Here is a 19,732-nt window from a genome sequence, read left to right as displayed (position 1 = left end):
GTCACAGCAGGGAGTGACACATGCAGCACCGCAGGATCAGGCGGACCGCACTCATCGCCGCACTCATCGGAGCCGTCGTCGTGGCGGCACCGCTCGGAGCGGGAACCGTTGCCTACGCGGGGGTCACCGCCCCGGTCGGCAACGTCGGCAAGTTCAAGCAGACCTTCGTCGAGAACTTCAGCAAGGCGGCGTCGGCCAACGGACCGTTCGCGAAGACCTACGCGAACTCGTGGCAGCCGTACCCGGACGGGACCGGCGGCACGTACTACTCGGGCTCGCAGGTCAGCGCCCGCGACGGCTACATGGACGTCAAGCTCGACGGCAAGCGCGGCGCCGCCGGGACCTTCGGGACCCCGAACGGCGCGTGGTCGCACGTGGGCGGCAAGTTCAGCGTCCGCGCGAAGGCCACCGGCGGCAACGGGAACGGTGCGGCGTTCATGCTGTGGCCGTCGTCCGACGTCTGGTCGGACGGCGAGATCGACTACCCGGAGGCGAACTTCGAGGGCTCGCCGATGCTCCACCACCACTCGATGGTCGCCGGGCAGGAAGCGAACTCGACGAGCATGAGCACCGGGGTGACCTGGCGCAGCTGGCACGTCTACTCGGTCGAGTGGATCCCCGGCAAGTCGGTGCAGTACCTGCTCGACGGCAAGGTGATCAAGACGGTCACGTCGAACGTGCCGAAGACCGCGCACCGGTACATGTTCCAGGTCGGCAACTGGGGTGCAGCCGGGCACCTGAACATCGACTGGGTCAGCACGTACGAGTACACGGGCTGACCCACACCCGGTCAGCCGAGCGCGATCGTCCGCTCGAACGTCCGCGCGACGGGCGGAGCGGCGACGATCGGCCCGATCGCTGCGGCACCGTCCGGGGTCGCCCGCCACGCCTCGTAGGCGTCGTGGGCGGCCCCGCTCGTCCAGGACTCCACGACGACCACGCGCGTCGGGTTGGCGTCGTCGACCAGGACCTCGAGGGACTCGCAGCCGTCGAAGGCGCGGGTCTGCGCGAGCGTCTCGCGGATCGCCGCCTCGACGGTGTCGGTGGGGACGTCGCTCCGGAACTGGACATCGAGCAGGACGGTGATCGACATGTGGTGCACCTTTCGTCGGCACTCCGACGCAACTGGTCGGCAGTGTCCGACTCAACCCGCGGCGGCGCCGACCTGTTCCGGATCGGTGCGCAGGCCCGCCGTCAGCCAACGAGCCGGAAGCGGATGGTGTCGCCCGGACGGAGCTGCGCCGCACGGTCGACCGACTCCGGTGTGAGGACCGCCACGACGGGGTAGCCGCCGGTCACCGGGTGGTCGGCGAGGAACAGCACCGGGAAGCCCTCCGGCGGGACCTGCAGTGATCCGGTCTCGACCCCCTCGCTCGGCAACTCGACCGTCACGGCGCGGACGAGTGGCTGCGGAGCCGTGGTGCGGACACCCACGCGGTCGCTGTCCGACCCGACGGTGAAGTCCTGGCCGGTCAGGGTGTCGCGCCACTCCGGTGTGAACCAGTCGTCGCGAGGGCCGGCGGTCGCTTCGAGCACCACGGGGTCGTCCGGCCAGCGCTCGTCGGGTTGCGGGACGGCGTCGACGATCGGCCACGACGCGCGGGCATCGCCGATCGGCAGGACGTCGCCCGACGACAACGGGGGCGGCCCGAGGCGTGCGAGTGCGTCCCACGAGCGGCTGCCGAGCACGGGCTCGACCGCGAACCCGCCGAGCACCGCGACGTACGAGCGCAGCCCGGTGGTGGCGGTACCGATCCGGAGCGTGTCGCCCGGGGCGAGCATCAGGACCTCGTGCGAGGCCGCTCCGCGGACCCGGCCGTCTGCCCGCTCGATCTCGACCGGGCAGGCGGCCCCGGCGGTGGCGGCGACCACGTACGCGTCGGCGCGCAGCGTGACGGAGCCGAGCAGAGCCTCCAGGACGGCCGCATCCGGACGGTTGCCGACAAGCCGGTTGGCCAGTGCTGCGGACCCCCGGTCGGCGGCACCCGCCGCACCGAGTCCCATGTCGCTGAAGCCCGGCCGTCCCAAGTCCTGCGTGGCCACGCCGAAGCCGACCTGCAGGACGGTCAGCGCACTCATACCGCACCCGCGTCGACGAACCGAACCCGTGTGCCGGCCGGTGCCCGTGCCGGCGGTTCGTGGTCGAGCGACCACATCGGCACGTCGGTGCGGCCGATGAGCTGCCAGCCGCCGGGGGAGACGCGTGGGTAGACGGCGCTGAACTCGCCCGCGAGGGCCACGGCACCGCTCGGCACGGCGGTGCGCGACGCGCTCCGGCGTGGCAGGTCGAGCGACGGTTCGGTGCCGGTGAGGTAGCTGAAGCCCGGGGCGAAGCCGCAGAACGCGCTCGTCCAGAGCTGGCCGGTGTGCCACGCGATCAACCGGTCGCGGTCCATGCCCGTCAGGGCCGTGACCTGGTCGAGGTCCTCGCCGTCGTAGACCACCGGGATGACGAGGGAATCCGCGGCGCTCGCCGCATCGGCGTCGGTGGCGGGTGCGACCCGTTCGAGTGCACTGCGGAGCCGTGTGGCGTCGGTCGTCGCCGGGTCGAACCGGAGCAGCAGCGTCCGTGCGCCCGACACGACCTCGGTCAGGCCGCGCAGCCGAGCCTCGGCCAGCCCCGTGCGGAACGCGACGACCTGCGGCAGGGAGTCGAAGGTGGCGAGCAGGGCGGCGCGGCCGGCGGGCCGGAAGTCCACGCCGGTCACGGTGCGGCGGGTGCGAACGGCGCGATCGTGACGCCGTGCTCGGTCAGGGTCGCTCGGATCGCGCGGGCCATCGCGACGGCACCGGGGGAGTCGCCGTGGACGCAGACGGAGTCGGCACGGACCTGCAGCTCGGAGCCGTCGACGGCGGTCGCGACGCCCTCGGTGACCATGCGGAGGACCCGGGCGGCGACCTCGTCCGGATCGTGGAGCACGGAGCCCGGCTTGCTGCGGGACGCCAGGGAGCCGTCGGGTTCGTAGGCGCGGTCGGCGAAGGACTCCGCCACCGCGCGGAGCCCGTGGCGTCCGGCGGCGAGCAGGAGTTCGGAACCCGGCAGCGCCAGCACCGCCAGCGAGCCGTCGACGTCGGCGATCGCCCGGACCACGGCCTCGGCCTGGACCGGGTCGGCGCACGCGGTGTTGTACAGGGCGCCGTGGGGCTTGACGTAGGTGACGGCGGTGCCGGCGACCCGTGCGGTGGCGGCCATCGCGCCGAGCTGGTGCACGACGTCGGCGTGGAGTTCGTCCGCGGTGACGTGCATCGGTCGGCGACCGAAGCCGGCGAGGTCGCGGTAGGCGACGTGCGCCCCGATGGCGACACCGCGCTCGGCAGCGGCGCGGGCGGTGGCGAGCATGATCGTCGGGTCGCCGGCGTGGAACCCGCAGGCGATGTTCGCGCTCGACACGACGTCGAGCATGGCGGCGTCGTCGCCCATGGTCCAGGCGCCGAAGCCCTCGCCGAGGTCGCTGTTCAGGTCGATCGTCGTCACGGGGACTCCCTGTCGTCGCGGGTTGTTGAACAATCTACCGAGCGCGCGGCGCCGTGTCACCTGATTCCGAGCAGCGGCACGTAGCGTCCGAGGTCAGCACCTGCCGGGGGCGTCGCCCTCGGTTCGACCACTGCACTGGAGCAGACCATGACCGACAGCAGCAACACGCACGACCACGACACCAAGGCCCCCGTGAACGACTCCGAGGGCACCGAGAAGCCGGGCGGGCTCGGCGACGACAACACCATCCCCAACGACCCGGACGGCCTGGCCGCTGGGCACGTCGGGGACGATTCGCACTTCAACCCGGAAGAGGACGGGGAGAAGTAGGCGGGTCGCTCGTCGACTCGGAACGACGTCCTCGTCGTCGTACGACATCGAGGACGTCGTTCCGCGTCGACACCGCGTCGACACCGCGTCGCCACCGGCGCCAGCAGCGTGCAGGGGTCAGGGCTGCGGCAGCCGGCGACCGAACACCGCGCTGAGGAACCGCGCGAAGCGGGACTCCGGCACCTCCGCGGTCTGCACCGCCCGCGTCGGCGACCGGAACGCCAGGTCGTGCAGCATGTTCCGTTTCGAGCCGTCCCAGTTCGCGAACAGGTAGGTGCCGCCGATGAACGACATGCTCCGGACCGGTGTCCGCTTCCACGAGTCGGCGGCGACGTAGTAGCCGGTGTGGCCCGAGCTGATGTGCTGGATCACGGTGTCGACGTCGATGACGCTGGTGGTCGTCACGACGGCGGTGATGCCCGTGCGGTCACGGGCGACGTACTCGATGAGGTGTTCGGTCACGGTGGGACTCTTCGTCGCAGAGGCGGGACGCCACGACGGTGAACGTGGCGAAGGGTGTTCGGAACCGCCGTTGCTTCCGACAGCAGAATACGTCCGCTTCGTCGTGGCGTCACAGGAATGTCCGACGGTCGCACACGCTCGACCGTTCAGTCGGGCCGTCGGACCACCCAGGACGCGATCCGATCGACGGCAGCCGCGAAGTCGCTGCTCGCCGGACGGTTCAGGAAGGCGTGTCGGCTGTCGGGCAGCACCTGGCGCTCGACGTCGACCCCGGCTGCGCGGAGCTGCCCGGCGAACCGGTCGCCGGACGCGCGCATCGTGTCACGCTCGGCGTCGAGCATCAGCGTGCGCGGGAACGTGCCGAGCGCCTGCGGTGCCGGGAACGCTCCGGCACCGAGCGGCCCGGCGTAGGTGCGGTTCGCGGCGTCGAGCAGCAGCGGAGCGTGCGTGATGCGCCGGTGCCCGCGGACGAGCCGCTGCACGGCCGGGTCGCGGGGGATCCGCGCGTGGAAGAACCCGTACGCGAGCACTGCGCCGGCGAGCGCGGGGGCGGCCGGGATCACCGTGGCGGCGAGGCACGCTCCCGCGCTCGCGCCGCCCAGCACCGTGCCGGCGGGACACTCCGTCGCGAGTGTGCGGAGCGCCGCCACGACCTCGTCACGTGCATGCGGCGCACCGCGGCGCGCTCGTGGGCCCGTCCGACCGACCCAGGGCATGCCCGGCATCGGACCGAGCCGGTAGTCGACGGTGACGACCGGGACGCCGCGCGCGCTGAGCGCACGAGCCACGGCATCCGACTCCGGCAGGTCCAGGTCGCCGCGGAAGAAGCCGCCGCCGTGCAACCAGACGAGCGTCGGCGCGATTCGGGCGTCCGCAGGTCGGTACCGCCGGATCGGCACCGGGCCGTGGGGACCCGCGAGCACGTCGTCCACGACGCCGACCGTCCCCGCTGTTCCCCCCATGCCAGCAGACTACGGGCCGGTAACGATGCGAGCGGAGCAGCTGTCGACGGTCCACGGTGGAGGGGTGCGTGGATCGAAGAGTGCCCTGTTCCTGACCGGCGCCGCCCTGGTGGCCCTGCTGACCGGGTGCTCCGGCGGTGGAGACGGCGACGAGGGCGGTGACTCGACCCCGACCGTCACCGAGACCGTGACCGCGGCGCCGACGGACACAGCGGCCGCCCCGACGCCGACGACCACGCCGACCCCCACCGCCACCCCCACGTGTGGACCCGCGAGCGGCGCCGAGGCAGCGGCATCGGGGATCGCTGCGCTGCCGTCGCCCGCCGGCCTCGAGGGCACGAAGTGGGACGCCGCGAACGCCGACTACTCCGGCTACGACGCCTGCGCGCCACTCTCCTGGTCGGTGGTCTCGCCCGAGATGGCCACGGCCGGCTCGCCGTACGCGATCCTGCTCTTCCACCAGGGCCGCTACCTCGGCACCGCGACGTCCGAGCAGTACGCGTTCGAGCCGGCCGTCGAACGGCTGTCCGACGCCTCGATCACCGTGACCTACACCTACGCGAAGGCGAACGAGGCGAACGCTGACGCCTCTGGTCGCACCACCGCGACGTACATCTGGAACGACGGCACCGAACGCGTCGACATGACCGGCGAGGTCCCGCCCGTCGGCTGAGCCGGCCCGTCGTCGGCTCAGCGCGGGGCGTGCTGCGTGGTGCCCGGGTCGAACTCCCGCCACAGCGACCGGAGCACCTGCATCAGGATGTGGATCTTCGTCACACTGGCACCGAACGGCCTGCCGATGACAGCCCGCGGCAGCAGCACGAACCGGCCGACCGCCTCGGTGACGATCCAGATGCCGGTGTCGGTGCGTTGTCCTCGGACGTCCGTTGAGGCGAGCTCGATCGTCCTGATGTCGTCCCACGCAAGGTCGAACACCGGTTCGTTCCGTTCGGGTGACCACGCGTGGAGGCCCGCTGCGTCGACCATCCACATCTCCGGCCTCGGGTCCGGGAAGTCGTCGGCGGCGTACTGGCCCGTGCGCAGGACGGGCAGGTGGAACCGCGGCGTCGTCCCGTTCCGGCGGATCCGGTCCAGCACCATGCGGTCGCGCCGCCCGCGCAACCAGGACAGCACCGCGGCCACCGGCCCGGACCCGAGCAGCAGCACCGAGAAGAGCGGCAGGGCGAAGGGGCGTCGGGCGTCCGAGTGCAGGATGCCGTCGAGGTGGGTAGCCGAGAAGTACACCCCGATCCCGCCAGTCACCGTGACGATCGCGAGGCCGATCAGGAACGGCCACCGCTTCGGCATCTCGCCGTCGCGCAGCCGTTGCACCCACCGCTCGCCCGCGTACTCCACCGCACCATCCTGCCCGGCTGCACCGCACGACGGCCGCGAGCACGAGATGCTGGTCCCATGCAGTTCGCCCGCACCGCCGCACCCGGTGTCGCCGTCGCCGTCGCGATCGGCCTCGTCGCCACCCTGGTCGGCACGGCCGTCCCGGTCGTGGGCGGGCCCGTCCCTGCAGTCCTGATCGGCGCGGTGCTCGGCTGGCTCGTCCGTCGGCGCACCGGTGGCAGCCTCGCCGTACTCGCTCCCGGCGTGAAGTTCTCGTCGAGCCGTGTGCTGCAGTTCGCCGTGGTGCTGCTCGGCGCGCAGCTGTCGATCGGCGAGGTGCTGCGCATCGGCGGCGAGACCCTGCCGGTCATGCTCACGACCCTGGTCGTGTGCCTCGCTGCCGCCTGGGGGATCGGTCGGCTGCTCCGGGTGTCGAGCGCCCTCCGCACCCTGATCGGCGTCGGGACCGGCATCTGCGGTGCGTCCGCGATCGCGGCCGTCACGCCCGTCATCGGTGCAGTCAGCGCAGACGTCGCCTACGCGATGTCGACGATCTTCCTCTGCAACATCGCCGCCGTGTTCGCCTTCCCCCTGCTCGGCCACGCCCTCGGGCTCAGCCAGCACGCCTTCGGCGTCTTCGCGGGGACGGCGGTGAACGACACGTCCTCCGTCGTCGCCACCGCGACGGTCTACGGTCGCCAGGCGACCGACACGGCGGTCGTCGTGAAGCTGGTGCGGACCCTGATGATCATCCCGATCGTCATCGGGCTGGCCGGACTGCAGGCCCGACGCGCCTCCCGCGAGCAGCTCGCGCCCGACACGGGGGCGCGCAGCGGGTTCCGCGTCTTCCGGTTGGTCCCGTGGTTCCTGATCGGGTTCCTGGTGGTGGTGTTGCTCCGGACGGTCGGGGTGCTGCCGGCTGGGGCTGCTCCCGGGTTCTCGACCGCGGCGTCGTTCCTCATCACGGTGGCGCTCGCCGCGATCGGCTGCTCGACGGACTTCGCGGCGCTGCGCCGTGCCGGGTTCCGTCCGATGCTGCTCGGCATCGCGCTCTGGGTGCTGGTGGCGGGCACGAGCCTCGGGGCGCAGGCGGCGTTCGGCTTGCTGTAGGTCGGGGCGGCGCAGGGTCTTGCACCGGTCGGACCCATCGTTTATCGTTGTATCGAAATTCGATGGTATCGATGATCGACAGGGGAAGACGCCATGACCGCACCCGTGTACGAACCGCCCCGCGGGCGGAACTCCTATCTCGCCTACGTCGCCTGCTGCGCGATCGGCATCGTCCTGGTCGTCTGGCGGTACGTCGACCTGCTCGTCCGCTCGGTCGGCTCCGGAACGGTGTCGGTGCCCGTCCGGATGACCGCGACGAGCGACGTCCCGCAGCCGCCCGGCGGTGCGACCGTCACCGCCGACCACCTCGTGCTCCGGGCTCCGATCGCGGACGTGCCGGCCGGGGCGATCGGGTACATCCGGGTCGGTGACGCGCTCGAGGTCCTGTTCGTCAGTGCGCTCATCGCCCTCGTCGCGGCGGTGGCCTGGAAGATCTCGCGCGGCGGGCTGTTCGACCGGTCGACGACCCGCATCCTCGACTGGCTCGCCGCTGCGGTGCTGGTGGCCGGCTTCGTGCCCCAGTTCGTCCGCCGGATGGGGTGGAACTGGGTGGTCTCGGGGCTCGGGTGGGACGGGTACCTGCCGACGCCGGACGTCGACCACCAGTTCGTTCCCGTGTACCTCGGCCTGCTCGTCGTCATCTGCTTCCGGTTCGCCCTCACCGCCTCGCAGCGGATGGTGCGCGACCAGTCCGGGCTGGTCTGATGCCCCCGGAACAGGAGGAGGGCCACGCGGTCGTCTGCCACCTCGACGAGCTGCTCGCCGCTCGCGGCATGACCCTGACCGAGCTCGCCGACCGGGTCGGGGTCACCGTGGTGAACCTGTCGGTGCTGAAGAACAACCGGGCGCGCGCGATCCGGTTCTCCACCCTCACCCGGCTCTGCCAGGAGCTCGGGTGCCAGCCGGGCGACGTGTTCTCGGTGCGCGCGGATCGATGACGGAACCCGCGGATGACGTGAGCAGGCCTGCTCACGTCATCCGCGCCTCCTGTCCGTCTCAGCGCGACCGTTTCCCGGTCGTCTCCCCGGTCGCCGCTGCGAAAGCCGAGCGGAAGGCGACCAGCGCGTCCGACGCGGACGCACTCGCCCAGGCCTCGATGCCGACCACCCCGCGGTACCCGATGTGGTCGAGGGCTTTCGCCACACCCGGGTAGTTGATCTCGCCGGTGCCCGGCTCGCACCGGCCCGGGGCGTCGGCGACCTGGATCTCGCCGATCAGCGGGAGCGCACGTGCGACGAGCTCGATCAGGTTCCCCTCGCCGATCTGGGCGTGGTACAGGTCCAGGTTGAGGCGGAGGAAGGGACTGTCGACGGCCTCGACCAGGGCGATGGTGTCCTCGGCTCGGGCGAACGGTGTCCCCGGGTGGTCGACCGCCGTGTTGAGGTTCTCGAGGGTGAACACCCGGCCGTGGGCCTCGCCGAGTCGAGCGAGCCGGTCGAGGGTCCGTGCTGCGGCCAGCCAGTCTCGACCGGTGACCGTGTGCCGCGGCTCGACGGGGTGACCGTCGCGGTCGAGGCCCGTTCCGTGGACGTTCAGCCGGGGAGCGTCGATGACGGCAGCGGCTCGCAGGGACTCCTCTGCGGTCGTCAGGAGCTCGGCGGAACCCTCAGCTGTGGTCAGGTCGCCGCGGACGTAGCCGGTCATCGAGGAGAAGGTCGCGCCCGAGGCAGCCAGTGCGTCGAGGTCCTTCGTCGTCCAGTCCCAGATCTCGACCTGGAACCCCAGCTCGTCGAGGCGGCGGACACGGTCGACGAAGGGCAGGTCGGTGAAGAGCATCTCGGCGCACGCGGCCAGGGTGACCCCGGCGGTGTTCGACGCGACGCTCACGCGACGTGTCCGCCCGACGTGAGCTGGACGACGCTTCCCCGCTCGATCGACGCGCGGGCCGCGAGCGCGAGGACGAGGGCTGCGCGGGCGTCCTCGCCGCGGGCGCCGGTGACCTCGCCGGAACGGACCGCGTCGACGAAGGACAGCAGTTCGTCGGTGTAGGCCTGGTGGAAGAGGTCGATGTTCAACCGGGTGGTCTCGGCGGCCTCGCCCTCGGCGCCGAAGTACCGCGTCGTCGTCGCGCGGACGTCGCCCGCGGTGACCATCCCGGCCGATCCGAAGACCTCGCCACGAACGTCGTAGCCGTAGGAGGCCTGGAAGTTGGCCTCTGCGACGGCGAGGGCACCGTTGTCGTACCGGATCGTGACGACCGCGGTGTCGAGCAGCCCGCCGTCCTTGAACTCCGGTGCCACCAGCGCGTCCGCCATCGCGACGACCTCGACGGGGGTCGCGTCGGCGTTGAACCAGTTGAGGGTGTCGAAGTCGTGGATCAGGGTCTCGTTGAAGATGGTCCACGGCTTGATCCCGCTCGGGTTCGACAGTGCGGGGTCGCGCGTCAGCGAGCGCAACAGCTGCGGCGTCCCGACCCTGCCGCCCCGGACGAGCCGGTGAGCGGCTGCGAAGTCGGTTGCGAACCGGCGGTTGAACCCGACCTGCAGCGGTACCCCGGCTGCGTCGGCGGCGGAGATGGCCCGGTCCGCGTCCTCGAGCGTCAATGCCATCGGCTTCTCGACGAACACCGCCTTCCCGGCCTCCGCCGCGGCGACGACGAGGTCGGTGTGGGTGAAGGCGGGCGACGAGACGACGACACCGTCGACGTCGGGGTCGGCGAACAGGTCGGTTGCATCCAGGTACGTCCGTGGCACCCCGAGCGGGTCGGCGACGCGTTCTGCAGCTCCGGGGACGGGGTCGGCGACGGCGACGAGTTCCGCGCCGGGTACCCGGAGCGCGATGCTCTGCGCGTGGAATGCGCCGATCCAGCCGGAGCCGACGAGGCCGAGCCGGACCGGCCTGGTCGTGGTGGTCATGGTGGTCGTGGTGGTCGTGGAGTTGGTCATGGGTGCCTCCAGCACTTCGATGGGCTACTTGACGATGTAGATGGAACCGGTGGTGACGCCCTCTTCGATGTTCTCGAGGGTGCGTCCGCGGGTCTCGGGGACCTGCGTGGCGATGAAGACGATGGCGAGCACGCCGATGCCGCCGAACAGGAAGAAGGTCCCGGAGATCCCGAGCCCCTGCACGAGGGTGGGGAAGAAGAGGCCGAGGAACGCGTTGGCGATCCAGCCCCAGAACACCGAGATGCCGATCGCCAGGCCGCGGATGAACAGGGGGAAGATCTCGGCCAGCATCACCCAGATCGCGATGTTGAGGAACGTCTGCATCGAGCCGACGAACAGCACCACGAGGGTCAGGATGACGTACGGTCGCGCCTCGTTCCCGACCGGCAGCGCGATGGACGCGATGCCGATCAGGAAGTGCATCGTGGTGGTCAGCGAGAACCCGAGCAGCAGGGTCGTCCGGCGGTTGATCACCTGCATCAGCCGCAAGCCGATGAGGCCGCCGATCACCGCGATGACGCCCGGCGCGATGTTCGCGACGAGTGCGGCGTTGTGGGTGAAGCCGGCCTCGGTGAGCACGGACTGGCCGTAGTACATGATCGAGTTGATCCCGGTGAGCTGCTGGCCGAGGCTGATGCCGATGCCGATCAGCAGGATCCGGAACACCCACTTGTCCCGGAGGGACCGGAGCGATGCACGAGGCCGCGTCGTCTCGTCGTGCGTCAGTGCCTCGATCTCGGCCAGTTCCGCCGCTGCACGCTCGGTGGACCGGATCGTCGACAGGACCCGGAGCGCCTCCGCGCGCTTGCGCTTCGACAGCAGCCAGCGCGGCGACTCCGGCATCCGGAGCATCCCGATCAGCAGTACGAGCCCGGGGATCGCGGCGACGGCGAGCATCACCCGCCAGATACCCGTCACGTCTCCCCAGACGGTGCCGATGACGGCGTTGACGACGAACGCCGCCAGCTGACCGACGACGATCATCAACTCGTTCCGACCCGCGATCTTGCCGCGGATCTCGTACGGTGCCAGCTCTGACAGGTACACCGGGACGACGACCGATGCGCCGCCGACCGCCAGCCCGAGGATGCTGCGCCCGACGACGAGCAGCCCGAGTCCCGGCGCGACGACCGCGAACGCAGCTCCGACCACGAACATCACGGCCAGCAGGATGATGGTCCGCCGCCGTCCCCAGGCGTCCGACAGTCGGCCGCAGGCGAGGGCGCCGGCAGCGGCGCCGAAGAGCAGTGACGAGGTCACCACACCCTCGCTGAGTGCGGTGAGTCCGAGGTCGCGGGACATCGGTTCGAGGGCGCCGTTGATGACGCCGGTGTCGTAGCCGAACAGCAGGCCACCGAGTGTCGCGATGATCGCCACCAGGCCGAGCCGGCGCGAGTGCGCCCCCGTGGTGAGCGGTGGCAGCTGCGCAGGGCGCGCGCTTGTCGAGGCCATGAGACTCCTTTGTCGTTCACGATCTGAATGTCAGGACATACAATGACTAGCACGTTCTATTGTCTCGTGCCAGTACCGCTCGGGAATCGACTCGGACCGCGTCGGGCATGGGACGATGGCACCGTGCCCCGACCAGCAGGAGAACACTCGACGAGTCGCCCGACGATGCGGGACGTCGCCGAGGCCGCGGGGGTCTCGCGCCAGCTCGTCTCGCTCGTCTTCCGTGACCTGCCGGGTGCGAGTGCCACGACGCGCGCTCGGGTCCTCGCGGTCGCCGAGGACCTCGGGTACCACCCCGATGCGTCGGCGCGCCTCCTGCGGGGGAGTCGGAGTCACCAGATCGGCGTGGTGTTCTCGATGCGTGAGCCGTACGAGGTGGACCTCGTCGAAGCGTTGCTCGATGCCGGGGCCGACGCAGGGTTCACCCTCGTCCTCGGGCCCCTGAGCGATCGGCGTCCGCACACGGCGGTGCTCCGGGAGCTGCTCGGCCACCGCATCGAAGCGTTGCTCGTCCTGGCTGCCGACGGAGGCGTGGCAGCCATCGACGAGCTCCCGCCGAGGATCCCGGTCGTCACCGTCGGTGGCCCTCGTTCAGGCGGAGCGGATGACGTGCGGGTCGACGAGGTGGCCACCATGCGCCTCGCCGTCCAGCACCTGGTGGGGCTCGGGCATCGCGACGTCGCGCACGTCTCGGGCGGTCACGGGCCGAACGCCGACGAACGACGGCGGGCGTACGAGCAGGCGATGACCGAGTGCGGCCTGACACCCGACGTGGTCGAGAGCGCCTTCTCCGAAGCAGCGGGATCGGCTGCTGCGCAGGTGCTCCTGGCTCGGGAACGGCTGCCGACCGGCATCGTCGCCGGGAACGACCGCGCGGCCGTCGGCCTCATCGCGACCCTCGTCCGGACCGGGGTGTCGGTACCGGAGGACGTGTCCGTGGTCGGGATCGACGACAGTTCGGTGGCGAGCCTGCCGTACGTCGACCTCACCACCGTGCGCCACGATCCGGGCGAACTCGCTCGCCGTGCTGTCGACGCCGTGGTGCAACGGGTCGATGAACCGGATGCCCCCGCGCTCGAGGTCCGCACCGCCCCCCGGCTGGTGGAGCGGCGCAGCACGGCGCGACCAGCGGATCGATGACGGGAGGCCCGGACCACGTGAGCCGACCTGCTCACGTGATCCGGGCCTCCCGTCCGACCTGCGGGGTCGGCGGCGTCAGCCGCGCAGCGCCTCCGTCAGCTTCACGCGACTGCCCGTCCGCAGCAGCGCGTTCTCGTAGACGCGAGCGCCGACGAGCACGACCACGACCACCGCGGCGACCACGATCAGGAGCGACAGGATCGGCTCCCACCACTCGGCCGTACCCAGGAAGATCCGCATCGGCATGCCGATCGGAGCGCTGAACGGGACGTACGACATGATGCCGAGCACCGTCGGGTTGTTGTACGCGACGATGATCAGGATGTACGGGATCATCACGAGCATCATCACCGGGGTGGTGACGCTGCCGACGTCCTCCTGACGCGACACCAGCACGGCCGCCGCGGCGAACAGCGAGGCGATGAGTACGAAGCCGACGGCGAAGAACCCGACGAACCAGAGGATGCTCGGGCCGAGCATCGAGAACATGTTGTCCTGCCCGGTGACCGCCAGGGTGACGACCGCGGCGACGGCCACGGCGACGATCTGCGCGAACGCCATGACGCTGTTGCCGAGGACCTTGCCGGCGAGCAGCGCCCTGGCCGAGATCGCGGACATCAGGATCTCGACGACCCTGGTCGACTTCTCCTCGACCACGCTCTGCGCGATCGACTGTCCGAACGTCACGGCCGAGGCGAAGTACACGACGCCGAACGCGATGGCGATGAGGTAGACGAGTCCGCCGGGCAGCGCGTCCGGGTCGAGCAGTTCGATCCGCGGTGTGACGCTCAACGCGGAGACGACGTCGGTCGGTGCCTCGTCGAGGCCGACGACCTTGTACCCGAGCGGGTCGTCGGACGGCACGATCGCCGCGTCGACGTCGCCGTTCTGCACGAGCCGTTCGGCGTCCGCCACCGAGGTGGAGTCCGTGACGTCGAGGCCCGTGGTGGTCGGTAGCGAGACGCCGTCGACGACCGCGACCGGCGTGGTGTCGTCGGCGGTGGCCTTCCCGACGATGCCGCCGACCACGATGGACGCGACGACCATGCCGATCAGGATGAGGGCGGAGACCACGAAGGCCTTGCTGCGGATGCGTGCCTGGATCTCGCGTGCGGAGACGAGCCGCACGGCCTGCACGAAGGAGTCGTTCATCGGATGACCTCCCGGAAGACCTCGCTGAGCCGCGGGACCCGCGGGGCGAACGAGCCGACGGTGCCGTGCTGCACGGCCCGCTGCAGGACGTGTTGGGCGGTGGACGGCTCGGCTTCGAAGACGGCGTAGCCGCCGTCGAACTCGCGCACCGTCACGCCGGGCTCGTCGCGGAGCCAGGCGACGTCACCGTCGACGAGCAGCTCCCAGGCGGCGGGGCCGGCCTGCTTGCGGAGTTCGTCCTGCGGGCCGGCAGCGCGGATGGTGCCGCCCGCGATCACGACGACGTCGTCGCAGAGCCGCTCGACGACGTCCAGCTGGTGGCTCGAGAACAGCACCGGGACGCCCCGGGCCGCGGTCTCGCGCAGGACACCGAGCACCGTGTCGACCGCCATCGGGTCGAGGCCCGAGAACGGCTCGTCGAGCACCAGCACCTCGGGGTCGTGCGCGAGGGCCGCGGCGATCTGCACCCGCTGCTGGTTGCCGAGCGACAGCTTCTCGACGGCGTCGTCGGCGTGGCCGGTCAGTTCGAGCCGTTCGAGCAACTCGGTGGTGCGCGTGGTCGCTGCGCGCTTGTCCACGCCGTGCAACCGGGCCAGGTAGGTGATCTGCTCGGCCACCGGCATCTTCGGGTAGAGGCCGCGTTCCTCCGGCATGTAGCCGAACCGGCGGCGGTCGGCGGGCCGGACCTCGGTGCCGTCGATCGAGACCGAGCCGGCATCGGCCTGGAGCACACCGAGCATGATGCGCATGGTGGTCGTCTTGCCGGCGCCGTTGCCGCCGACGAACCCGGTGAGGCGGCCGTCGCCGACCGTGAACCCCACGTCGTCGAGCACCCGGCGGTCGCCGAAGTGCTTCGTCACCCCTTCGATGGTGAGCATGTCGTACCCCTCTCGCGACGGCCTGCGCCGCCTGCGTCGACGCTATTGGCCAGGAGGCACGGGTCGCCTCCGCCGTCCGGCGGGACTTCGGCGGGTGGGCGGCTCCACCGCACGGGGGAGGGGGCGGGGTCGTCGCGTGGTGCCGCGCGGTGTGCGGCGACCGGCACGGTGCGGGGTTGTTCGGCCCGTGGGGCTTTGGTTGCTCGGTGCGTGGTCGTGGCGGGGCACGGTGCGGTCAACGCTGCACGGGTTGAACGAGGGCGCACGGTGCGAGCGTGGTCCGCGAGCTCGGCACGGTGCTGGGTTGTTCGGCCGGTGCTGGATCGGTCGGTGTCGGTCAGCCGGCGACGCGGTGCTCGAACGCCCAGACGACCGCCTGGATGCGATCCCGCAGCGCGAGCTTCTGCAGCACGTTCGACACGTGGGTCTTCACGGTGGCGTCACCGACGTACAGTTCGGCGGCGATCTCGGCGTTGCTGAGCCCCCGGGCGAGCAGCCGGAGCACCTCGGTCTCGCGCTCGGTGAGCCCGGCGGATGCGAGGGCGGCGTCGCCGGACCGGTCGGAGGCGCGGCCGCTCGACACCGGCGCCGCCGTCGCCCGGCTGATCACCCGCCGCGTGACGTCGGGCGCGAGCAGGGCGTCCCCGGCGGCGACGGTCCGGACGGCGTCGATCAGTCGTTCGGGGGAGGCGTTCTTCAGCAGGAAGCCGCTCGCACCCGCCTCGAGCGCTTGGAACAGCGCGTCGTCGCTGTCGAACGTCGTCAGGATGAGCACCGCCGGCGGGTCCGGCAACGCTGCGATCCGCCGCGCCGCCTCGAGCCCGTCGACGCCGGGCATCTGCACGTCGAGGCACACCACGTCCGGGCGCAGGATCCGGACGGCCTCGACCGCACGGGCACCGTCGGGGGCCTCGCCGACCACCCGGAACCCCGGCTCGGACTCCAGGATCACGCGGAACCCGGCCCGGACCAGCTCCTGGTCGTCCGCGAGCACGATCGTCAGGTCGGTCGTCTCGTTCACGTCGTCGGCAGCCATGCCCGCACCAGGTAGCCTCCCCGGGCGCGTGGCCCGATCTCGATCCGTCCGTCCACGGCCGCGACGCGCTCCCGCATGCCGACGTGCCCGAGGCCGCTGCCCGACGGGTTCCGCACCGCGCGGCCGCCGTGGCCGTCGTCGGTGACCTCGACCTCGAGGCCGTCGTCCAGGTACCGCACCCGGACGTCGGCGCGGGCGGTGGGGCCGGCGTGCTTGAGGACGTTCGTCACGGCCTCCTGCACGATCCGGTACGCGACGGCGGCGACCGTCGGGGGCACCGGACGCTCGTCGCCCACGACCACGTACTCGGTCGGATGCCCGGCGACCCGGGCCGACTCGGCGAGCTCACCGATGCGCGCGATGCCCTCGGTGCTCGGACCGTCCCCGACACCGGGGTTCCCGGCGCTCGGTTCGTCGACCGACCGCAGGGTGCCGAGCATCCGCCGCAGCTCCTCGACGGCCGTGCGCGCACTCTCCTCGACCACGCCGAGCGACGCCGTCGCCTGCGCGGGATCGCGGTCGATGACGCGTCGGGCAGCGCCGGCTTGCACACCCATCAGGGACACGTGGTGGGCGACGACGTCGTGCAGCTCGCGGGCGATCCGGACCCGCTCGATGGTGACGGCCTGGGCAGCGCTGCGCTCCCGTTCGGCCGCGAGCTCCGCGGTGCGTTCGTCGAGCTGGTGCCGGGCCACGGCCGAGGCCCACGCCCGGTTGCCCGCGTACCAGGCGGCACCGAAGTAGATGACGTTGATCACGATGTTCAGGAGCGAGTAGGCGATGTACGGCGGGATGAGGGAACCCTCGTCGTTCGGCAGCGCGTTCGGCACCGCCCAGCCGAACGAGATCGCGATGAACAGCCACGCGAACATCCCGCCGATGACGACCCACCGGACCGCCTCGGCCCGCACCCGGTCGGAGCACCACGCGCCGACGGAGTACAGCGAGATGAACAGGGTGAAGTTGACCAGGAACACCTCGGGCACCTGCAGCAGCTGCGTGGCCGCGAACGCCAGCGCGGACACCACGGCGGCCGACATCGGGAACCGGCGCCGGAACACGATCGGGGCGGCGTTCGCGACGATCATCAGGGCGGACACCCACCAGGCCGCCTGGTCGTCGCCGTAGGTCCCGGCCGACCCGTACAGGACCGTGGTGACGGCCAGACCGGCGGCGAGCACCAGTGCGAGCACGGCGTCCTGCCGGTGCTCACGGCGCCCCACGGGCAGCCGTGACCACTCCGCCGTCGTCCCCATGCAGAGAACGCTAGCGGGTGGTTCCGGGCGGGAGTAGCCTCCGGCCAACGAGCAGGGGAGTCACCATGCAGTTCCTCGTCAACGTCATCGACGACGGGCAGGCCGACGCTGCCGGTCGGACGGAGTCCGCCACCCAGGCCGAGGCCACCGCGGTCGATGTCCTGAACGAACGCCTGGGGGACGCCGTCGTGTTCGCCGCCGGGGTGTCCGCCCCCGCCGACGGCATCGTCGTCGACGCCCGTGGCGGTGGCTCGGACACCACGCCAGGGCTGGTGGCCGACAGCTCCGAGTTCGTCGCGGGGTTCTGGGTCATGGAGCTGCCGGATGCCGAGACGGCGCTCCGTGTGGCGCACGAGGCGTCGCAGGCGTGCAACCGGAAGATCGAGCTGCGTCCACTCCTGTGACGGCGGCGTCACCGTGCGGAGGGCCTCCGCGCCTGCCGACCACGGCGGGTACGGCGCTCGCCGCGGTGACGACCGCACCGACCACGAACGTCGCCGCGTAGCCCGACACACCGACGAGCGCGCCCGACGCCGCCGCTCCGACGGCCTGCCCGAGCACGAGTGCGACGAAGAGCATGGACGTCCCCGCCGACGACCGCGCAGCGTCGAGTTCGGTCGTCCAGGCGATCAATGCGCCGGTCGCGGCCGTGTAGCCCCAGCCGAACACCGCGCAGGCCAGCATCGCCACCGCCGTGGCCTGCGGCGCGAGCCCGAGTGCGACGACGGCCACCGCCACGGCGCCCGCGGTCACCGCCCAGAGCACCCGCGCGCGGAGTCCGCTCGTCCACCGTGCCGTCACGGCGACCGCGGCGCCGCCGACGCCGAGCGCGATCCACGCCGACACGGACACCACGGCCGGCGCGCCGGCGTCGACCAGCGCCGACCGACCGTACGTCCACACGACCGCCGACCCGGCGCCGAAGAGCAGTGCGAGCGTCAGGACCCGACGGTGCGCCGCGAGCCACGCGGTCCCCGGTGCGGCGGCCCGGTCGTTGCCGGACCCGCTCCCGCGCGACACGAGCAGCAGCACGACGCCGACGACGAGGGCGAACACCCCGGACCACGCCCAGGCCGTCCGCCAGTCCGGCAGCAGCACGAGCGCGAGCGCGCCGGCGGCGACGAGCCCCGGGCCGGTCCCCGAGTTGACGACCGCCTGCGCCGTTCCCTGCACGGACTCCGGCACCGTGTGCGACACGAGCTGCACGAGGGCCGGTGACGCGAGCCCGGCTCCGGTCGAGGCGAGCACCGCGGCGATCCCGAAGGTCCACGGCCCCGGTGCCGTCGCCATCGCGAGCGCGCCGACCCCGGCGAACCCGGACGCCGCGGTGACGAGCACTCGGGGGACCCGCGCGGCGACCAGGAACCCGACCACCGCGCCGACGCAGTACATCGCCGAGGCGCCCGAGGAGACCCACCCGGCGGCGTCCGGACGCAGCCCGAGGTCACGTTCGACGTCGGGCAGGAAGAGACCGAACGCCAGGCGGACCAGCCCGTACGTCGCGGCGATCAGGGCCACCCCACTCCCGAGGAACACCCACTGTCGTAACGAAAACGATCGTTTCACTTTTGAGAGCCTAGGGTGCTTCCATGGCGATGCGTCCAGGAACCGAGCAGAAGCTGCTCGACGCAGCCGAGGAACTCTTCTTCACGCAGGGCATCGCTGCGACCCCGATCGACGCCGTGCTCGACCGCGCCGGGATCTCGAGCGCCACGCTCTACCGCGGGTACGCGAGCAAGGAGGCCCTGGTCGCTGCAGCACTCGAGCGCCGGCACGACGACTGGCTCGCGACGTGGGACCGTGCGGTCGAAGCCGCTCCGGACGACCGTGGCCGCCTGCTCGCGGTGTTCGACGCACTCGATGACTACCGGACCACCGCCGCCGGCTCACGCTGGTGCGCCTTCCTCGGGACCGCTGCCGAGTACGCGGACGCCCCTGCCGAGGTGCACGCGGTGCTCGACCGCGAGACCGGCGCGCTCCGCACCCGGCTCACCGCACGGGCCGCGCCCGTCGTCGGCGATCGTGCCGGTGCCCTCGCCGACCAACTGCTGCTCGTCGTCTCGGGGTACCTCGCGATGCGCCTGCGCGACCCGTCGGTCGGCACGGCCACGGCGCGCGCGGTCGCCGCAGCGCTCGTCGAAGCCGCCTGACCGCTCGTCGGCCCCGGGTTTCTCCGACACCACGCTCGGTACCCTGCCCGGTGTGCAGCGACCCTCCTCGACCCTCGTGATGCAGCGCGTGACCTCTGATGGAACGGTG

The 19,732-nt window shown here is 71.6% G+C and carries 24 protein-coding genes; 9 read left to right on the top strand and 15 right to left on the bottom strand.

Features of this window, described 5'->3' with window-relative positions; genetic code table 11:
* Nucleotides 1-20: 20 nt before the first annotated feature.
* Nucleotides 21-779, top strand: a complete 759-nt coding sequence (locus ACVKXF_RS14460) for a glycoside hydrolase family 16 protein (RefSeq protein WP_456796141.1) — start codon at nt 21-23, stop codon at nt 777-779.
* An 11-nt stretch (nt 780-790) separates the two neighbouring features.
* Here ACVKXF_RS14460 and ACVKXF_RS14455 read toward each other — a convergent pair whose 3' ends face one another.
* The 4 genes from ACVKXF_RS14455 to ACVKXF_RS14440 all read right to left on the bottom strand — a co-directional run bounded on the left by ACVKXF_RS14455 (nt 791) and on the right by ACVKXF_RS14440 (nt 3,475).
* A complete protein-coding gene (locus ACVKXF_RS14455) occupies nt 791-1,093 on the bottom strand; it encodes a putative quinol monooxygenase (RefSeq protein WP_456796140.1) in 303 nt (100 codons plus the stop codon).
* Nucleotides 1,094-1,194: 101 nt separating this feature from the next.
* Nucleotides 1,195-2,079: a 5-oxoprolinase subunit C family protein gene (locus ACVKXF_RS14450; protein ID WP_456796139.1), complete on the bottom strand. Its 885-nt coding sequence runs from the start codon at nt 2,077-2,079 to the stop codon at nt 1,195-1,197.
* Complete coding sequence (locus ACVKXF_RS14445; RefSeq protein WP_456796138.1) at nt 2,076-2,699, bottom strand: 5-oxoprolinase subunit B family protein; 624 nt, start codon at nt 2,697-2,699, stop codon at nt 2,076-2,078. Before ACVKXF_RS14445 ends, ACVKXF_RS14450 begins: the two co-directional genes overlap by 4 nt.
* Nucleotides 2,700-2,704: 5 nt before the next feature.
* Nucleotides 2,705-3,475 (bottom strand): LamB/YcsF family protein, encoded by a 771-nt coding sequence (locus ACVKXF_RS14440; RefSeq protein ID WP_456796137.1) that lies wholly within the window; start codon nt 3,473-3,475, stop codon nt 2,705-2,707.
* 147 nt (nt 3,476-3,622) lie between these two features.
* Here ACVKXF_RS14440 and ACVKXF_RS14435 point away from each other — a divergent pair, with 147 nt between their 5' ends.
* Nucleotides 3,623-3,805 (top strand): hypothetical protein, encoded by a 183-nt coding sequence (locus tag ACVKXF_RS14435; RefSeq protein ID WP_456796136.1) that lies wholly within the window; start codon nt 3,623-3,625, stop codon nt 3,803-3,805.
* A gap of 117 nt (nt 3,806-3,922) precedes the next feature.
* On the opposite strand, the gene ACVKXF_RS14430 is transcribed toward ACVKXF_RS14435, so the two are convergent.
* The gene (locus ACVKXF_RS14430) at nt 3,923-4,267 is read right to left on the bottom strand and encodes a hypothetical protein (protein WP_123314304.1); all 345 of its coding nucleotides are present in this window, start codon (nt 4,265-4,267) and stop codon (nt 3,923-3,925) included.
* Nucleotides 4,268-4,413: 146 nt separating this feature from the next.
* The gene (locus ACVKXF_RS14425) at nt 4,414-5,229 is read right to left on the bottom strand and encodes an alpha/beta hydrolase (protein ID WP_456796135.1); all 816 of its coding nucleotides are present in this window, start codon (nt 5,227-5,229) and stop codon (nt 4,414-4,416) included.
* Between the two features lie 64 nt (nt 5,230-5,293).
* Between ACVKXF_RS14425 and ACVKXF_RS14420 the strand changes: the two genes are divergently transcribed.
* Nucleotides 5,294-5,902 (top strand): LppP/LprE family lipoprotein, encoded by a 609-nt coding sequence (locus ACVKXF_RS14420; RefSeq protein WP_456796134.1) that lies wholly within the window; start codon nt 5,294-5,296, stop codon nt 5,900-5,902.
* Nucleotides 5,903-5,919: 17 nt separating this feature from the next.
* On the opposite strand, the gene ACVKXF_RS14415 is transcribed toward ACVKXF_RS14420, so the two are convergent.
* Nucleotides 5,920-6,585 (bottom strand): hypothetical protein, encoded by a 666-nt coding sequence (locus tag ACVKXF_RS14415; protein ID WP_456796133.1) that lies wholly within the window; start codon nt 6,583-6,585, stop codon nt 5,920-5,922.
* 57 nt (nt 6,586-6,642) lie between these two features.
* On the opposite strand from ACVKXF_RS14415, the gene ACVKXF_RS14410 reads away from it, so the two are divergent.
* The 3 genes from ACVKXF_RS14410 to ACVKXF_RS14400 all read left to right on the top strand — a co-directional run bounded on the left by ACVKXF_RS14410 (nt 6,643) and on the right by ACVKXF_RS14400 (nt 8,612).
* Nucleotides 6,643-7,674, top strand: a complete 1,032-nt coding sequence (locus tag ACVKXF_RS14410; RefSeq protein WP_456796132.1) for a YeiH family protein — start codon at nt 6,643-6,645, stop codon at nt 7,672-7,674.
* Nucleotides 7,675-7,767: 93 nt separating this feature from the next.
* Nucleotides 7,768-8,379: a hypothetical protein gene (locus ACVKXF_RS14405; RefSeq protein ID WP_456796131.1), complete on the top strand. Its 612-nt coding sequence runs from the start codon at nt 7,768-7,770 to the stop codon at nt 8,377-8,379.
* Nucleotides 8,379-8,612, top strand: a complete 234-nt coding sequence (locus tag ACVKXF_RS14400) for a helix-turn-helix domain-containing protein (RefSeq protein ID WP_456796130.1) — start codon at nt 8,379-8,381, stop codon at nt 8,610-8,612. Before ACVKXF_RS14405 ends, ACVKXF_RS14400 begins: the two co-directional genes overlap by 1 nt.
* 58 nt (nt 8,613-8,670) lie before the next feature.
* Here ACVKXF_RS14400 and ACVKXF_RS14395 read toward each other — a convergent pair whose 3' ends face one another.
* From ACVKXF_RS14395 to ACVKXF_RS14385, 3 genes are read right to left on the bottom strand one after another with little or no spacing between them, the layout of a single operon-like run.
* Nucleotides 8,671-9,450 (bottom strand): TIM barrel protein, encoded by a 780-nt coding sequence (locus ACVKXF_RS14395; protein ID WP_456796191.1) that lies wholly within the window; start codon nt 9,448-9,450, stop codon nt 8,671-8,673.
* A 47-nt stretch (nt 9,451-9,497) separates the two neighbouring features.
* Nucleotides 9,498-10,559, bottom strand: coding sequence for a Gfo/Idh/MocA family oxidoreductase (locus ACVKXF_RS14390; RefSeq protein WP_456796129.1), 1,062 nt, complete (start codon nt 10,557-10,559; stop codon nt 9,498-9,500).
* Nucleotides 10,560-10,583: 24 nt separating this feature from the next.
* Nucleotides 10,584-12,011 carry a sugar porter family MFS transporter gene (locus ACVKXF_RS14385; protein ID WP_456796128.1) on the bottom strand — a complete coding sequence of 476 codons (1,428 nt, stop codon included), beginning with the start codon at nt 12,009-12,011 and terminating at the stop codon, nt 10,584-10,586.
* Between the two features lie 123 nt (nt 12,012-12,134).
* On the opposite strand from ACVKXF_RS14385, the gene ACVKXF_RS14380 reads away from it, so the two are divergent.
* Nucleotides 12,135-13,151: a LacI family DNA-binding transcriptional regulator gene (locus ACVKXF_RS14380; protein WP_456796127.1), complete on the top strand. Its 1,017-nt coding sequence runs from the start codon at nt 12,135-12,137 to the stop codon at nt 13,149-13,151.
* A gap of 75 nt (nt 13,152-13,226) precedes the next feature.
* On the opposite strand, the gene ACVKXF_RS14375 is transcribed toward ACVKXF_RS14380, so the two are convergent.
* From ACVKXF_RS14375 to ACVKXF_RS14360, 4 genes are all read right to left on the bottom strand, one after another.
* Complete coding sequence (locus tag ACVKXF_RS14375) at nt 13,227-14,303, bottom strand: ABC transporter permease (protein ID WP_456796126.1); 1,077 nt, start codon at nt 14,301-14,303, stop codon at nt 13,227-13,229.
* Nucleotides 14,300-15,181 (bottom strand): ABC transporter ATP-binding protein, encoded by an 882-nt coding sequence (locus tag ACVKXF_RS14370; RefSeq protein ID WP_456796125.1) that lies wholly within the window; start codon nt 15,179-15,181, stop codon nt 14,300-14,302. The genes ACVKXF_RS14375 and ACVKXF_RS14370 overlap by 4 nt, the downstream gene beginning before the upstream one ends.
* A 337-nt stretch (nt 15,182-15,518) precedes the next feature.
* On the bottom strand, nt 15,519-16,217 hold the full coding sequence (locus ACVKXF_RS14365) for a response regulator (protein WP_456796124.1): 699 nt from the start codon (nt 16,215-16,217) through the stop codon (nt 15,519-15,521).
* Nucleotides 16,199-17,473, bottom strand: coding sequence for a sensor histidine kinase (locus ACVKXF_RS14360; RefSeq protein WP_456796123.1), 1,275 nt, complete (start codon nt 17,471-17,473; stop codon nt 16,199-16,201). Before ACVKXF_RS14360 ends, ACVKXF_RS14365 begins: the two co-directional genes overlap by 19 nt.
* A gap of 65 nt (nt 17,474-17,538) precedes the next feature.
* Between ACVKXF_RS14360 and ACVKXF_RS14355 the strand changes: the two genes are divergently transcribed.
* On the top strand, nt 17,539-17,877 hold the full coding sequence (locus tag ACVKXF_RS14355; RefSeq protein WP_123314294.1) for a YciI family protein: 339 nt from the start codon (nt 17,539-17,541) through the stop codon (nt 17,875-17,877).
* Here ACVKXF_RS14355 and ACVKXF_RS14350 read toward each other — a convergent pair.
* Nucleotides 17,783-19,009, bottom strand: a complete 1,227-nt coding sequence (locus tag ACVKXF_RS14350) for an MFS transporter (RefSeq protein WP_456796122.1) — start codon at nt 19,007-19,009, stop codon at nt 17,783-17,785. The two genes, ACVKXF_RS14355 and ACVKXF_RS14350, sit on opposite strands and share 95 nt — an antisense overlap.
* Before the next feature lie 53 nt (nt 19,010-19,062).
* On the opposite strand from ACVKXF_RS14350, the gene ACVKXF_RS14345 reads away from it, so the two are divergent.
* A complete protein-coding gene (locus tag ACVKXF_RS14345) occupies nt 19,063-19,623 on the top strand; it encodes a TetR/AcrR family transcriptional regulator (RefSeq protein WP_123314292.1) in 561 nt (186 codons plus the stop codon).
* Nucleotides 19,624-19,732 lie beyond the last annotated feature (109 nt).

It is taken from the genome of Curtobacterium sp. PvP017, from assembly GCF_054060195.1.
This window is presented reverse-complemented; position numbering and strand designations above follow the sequence as displayed.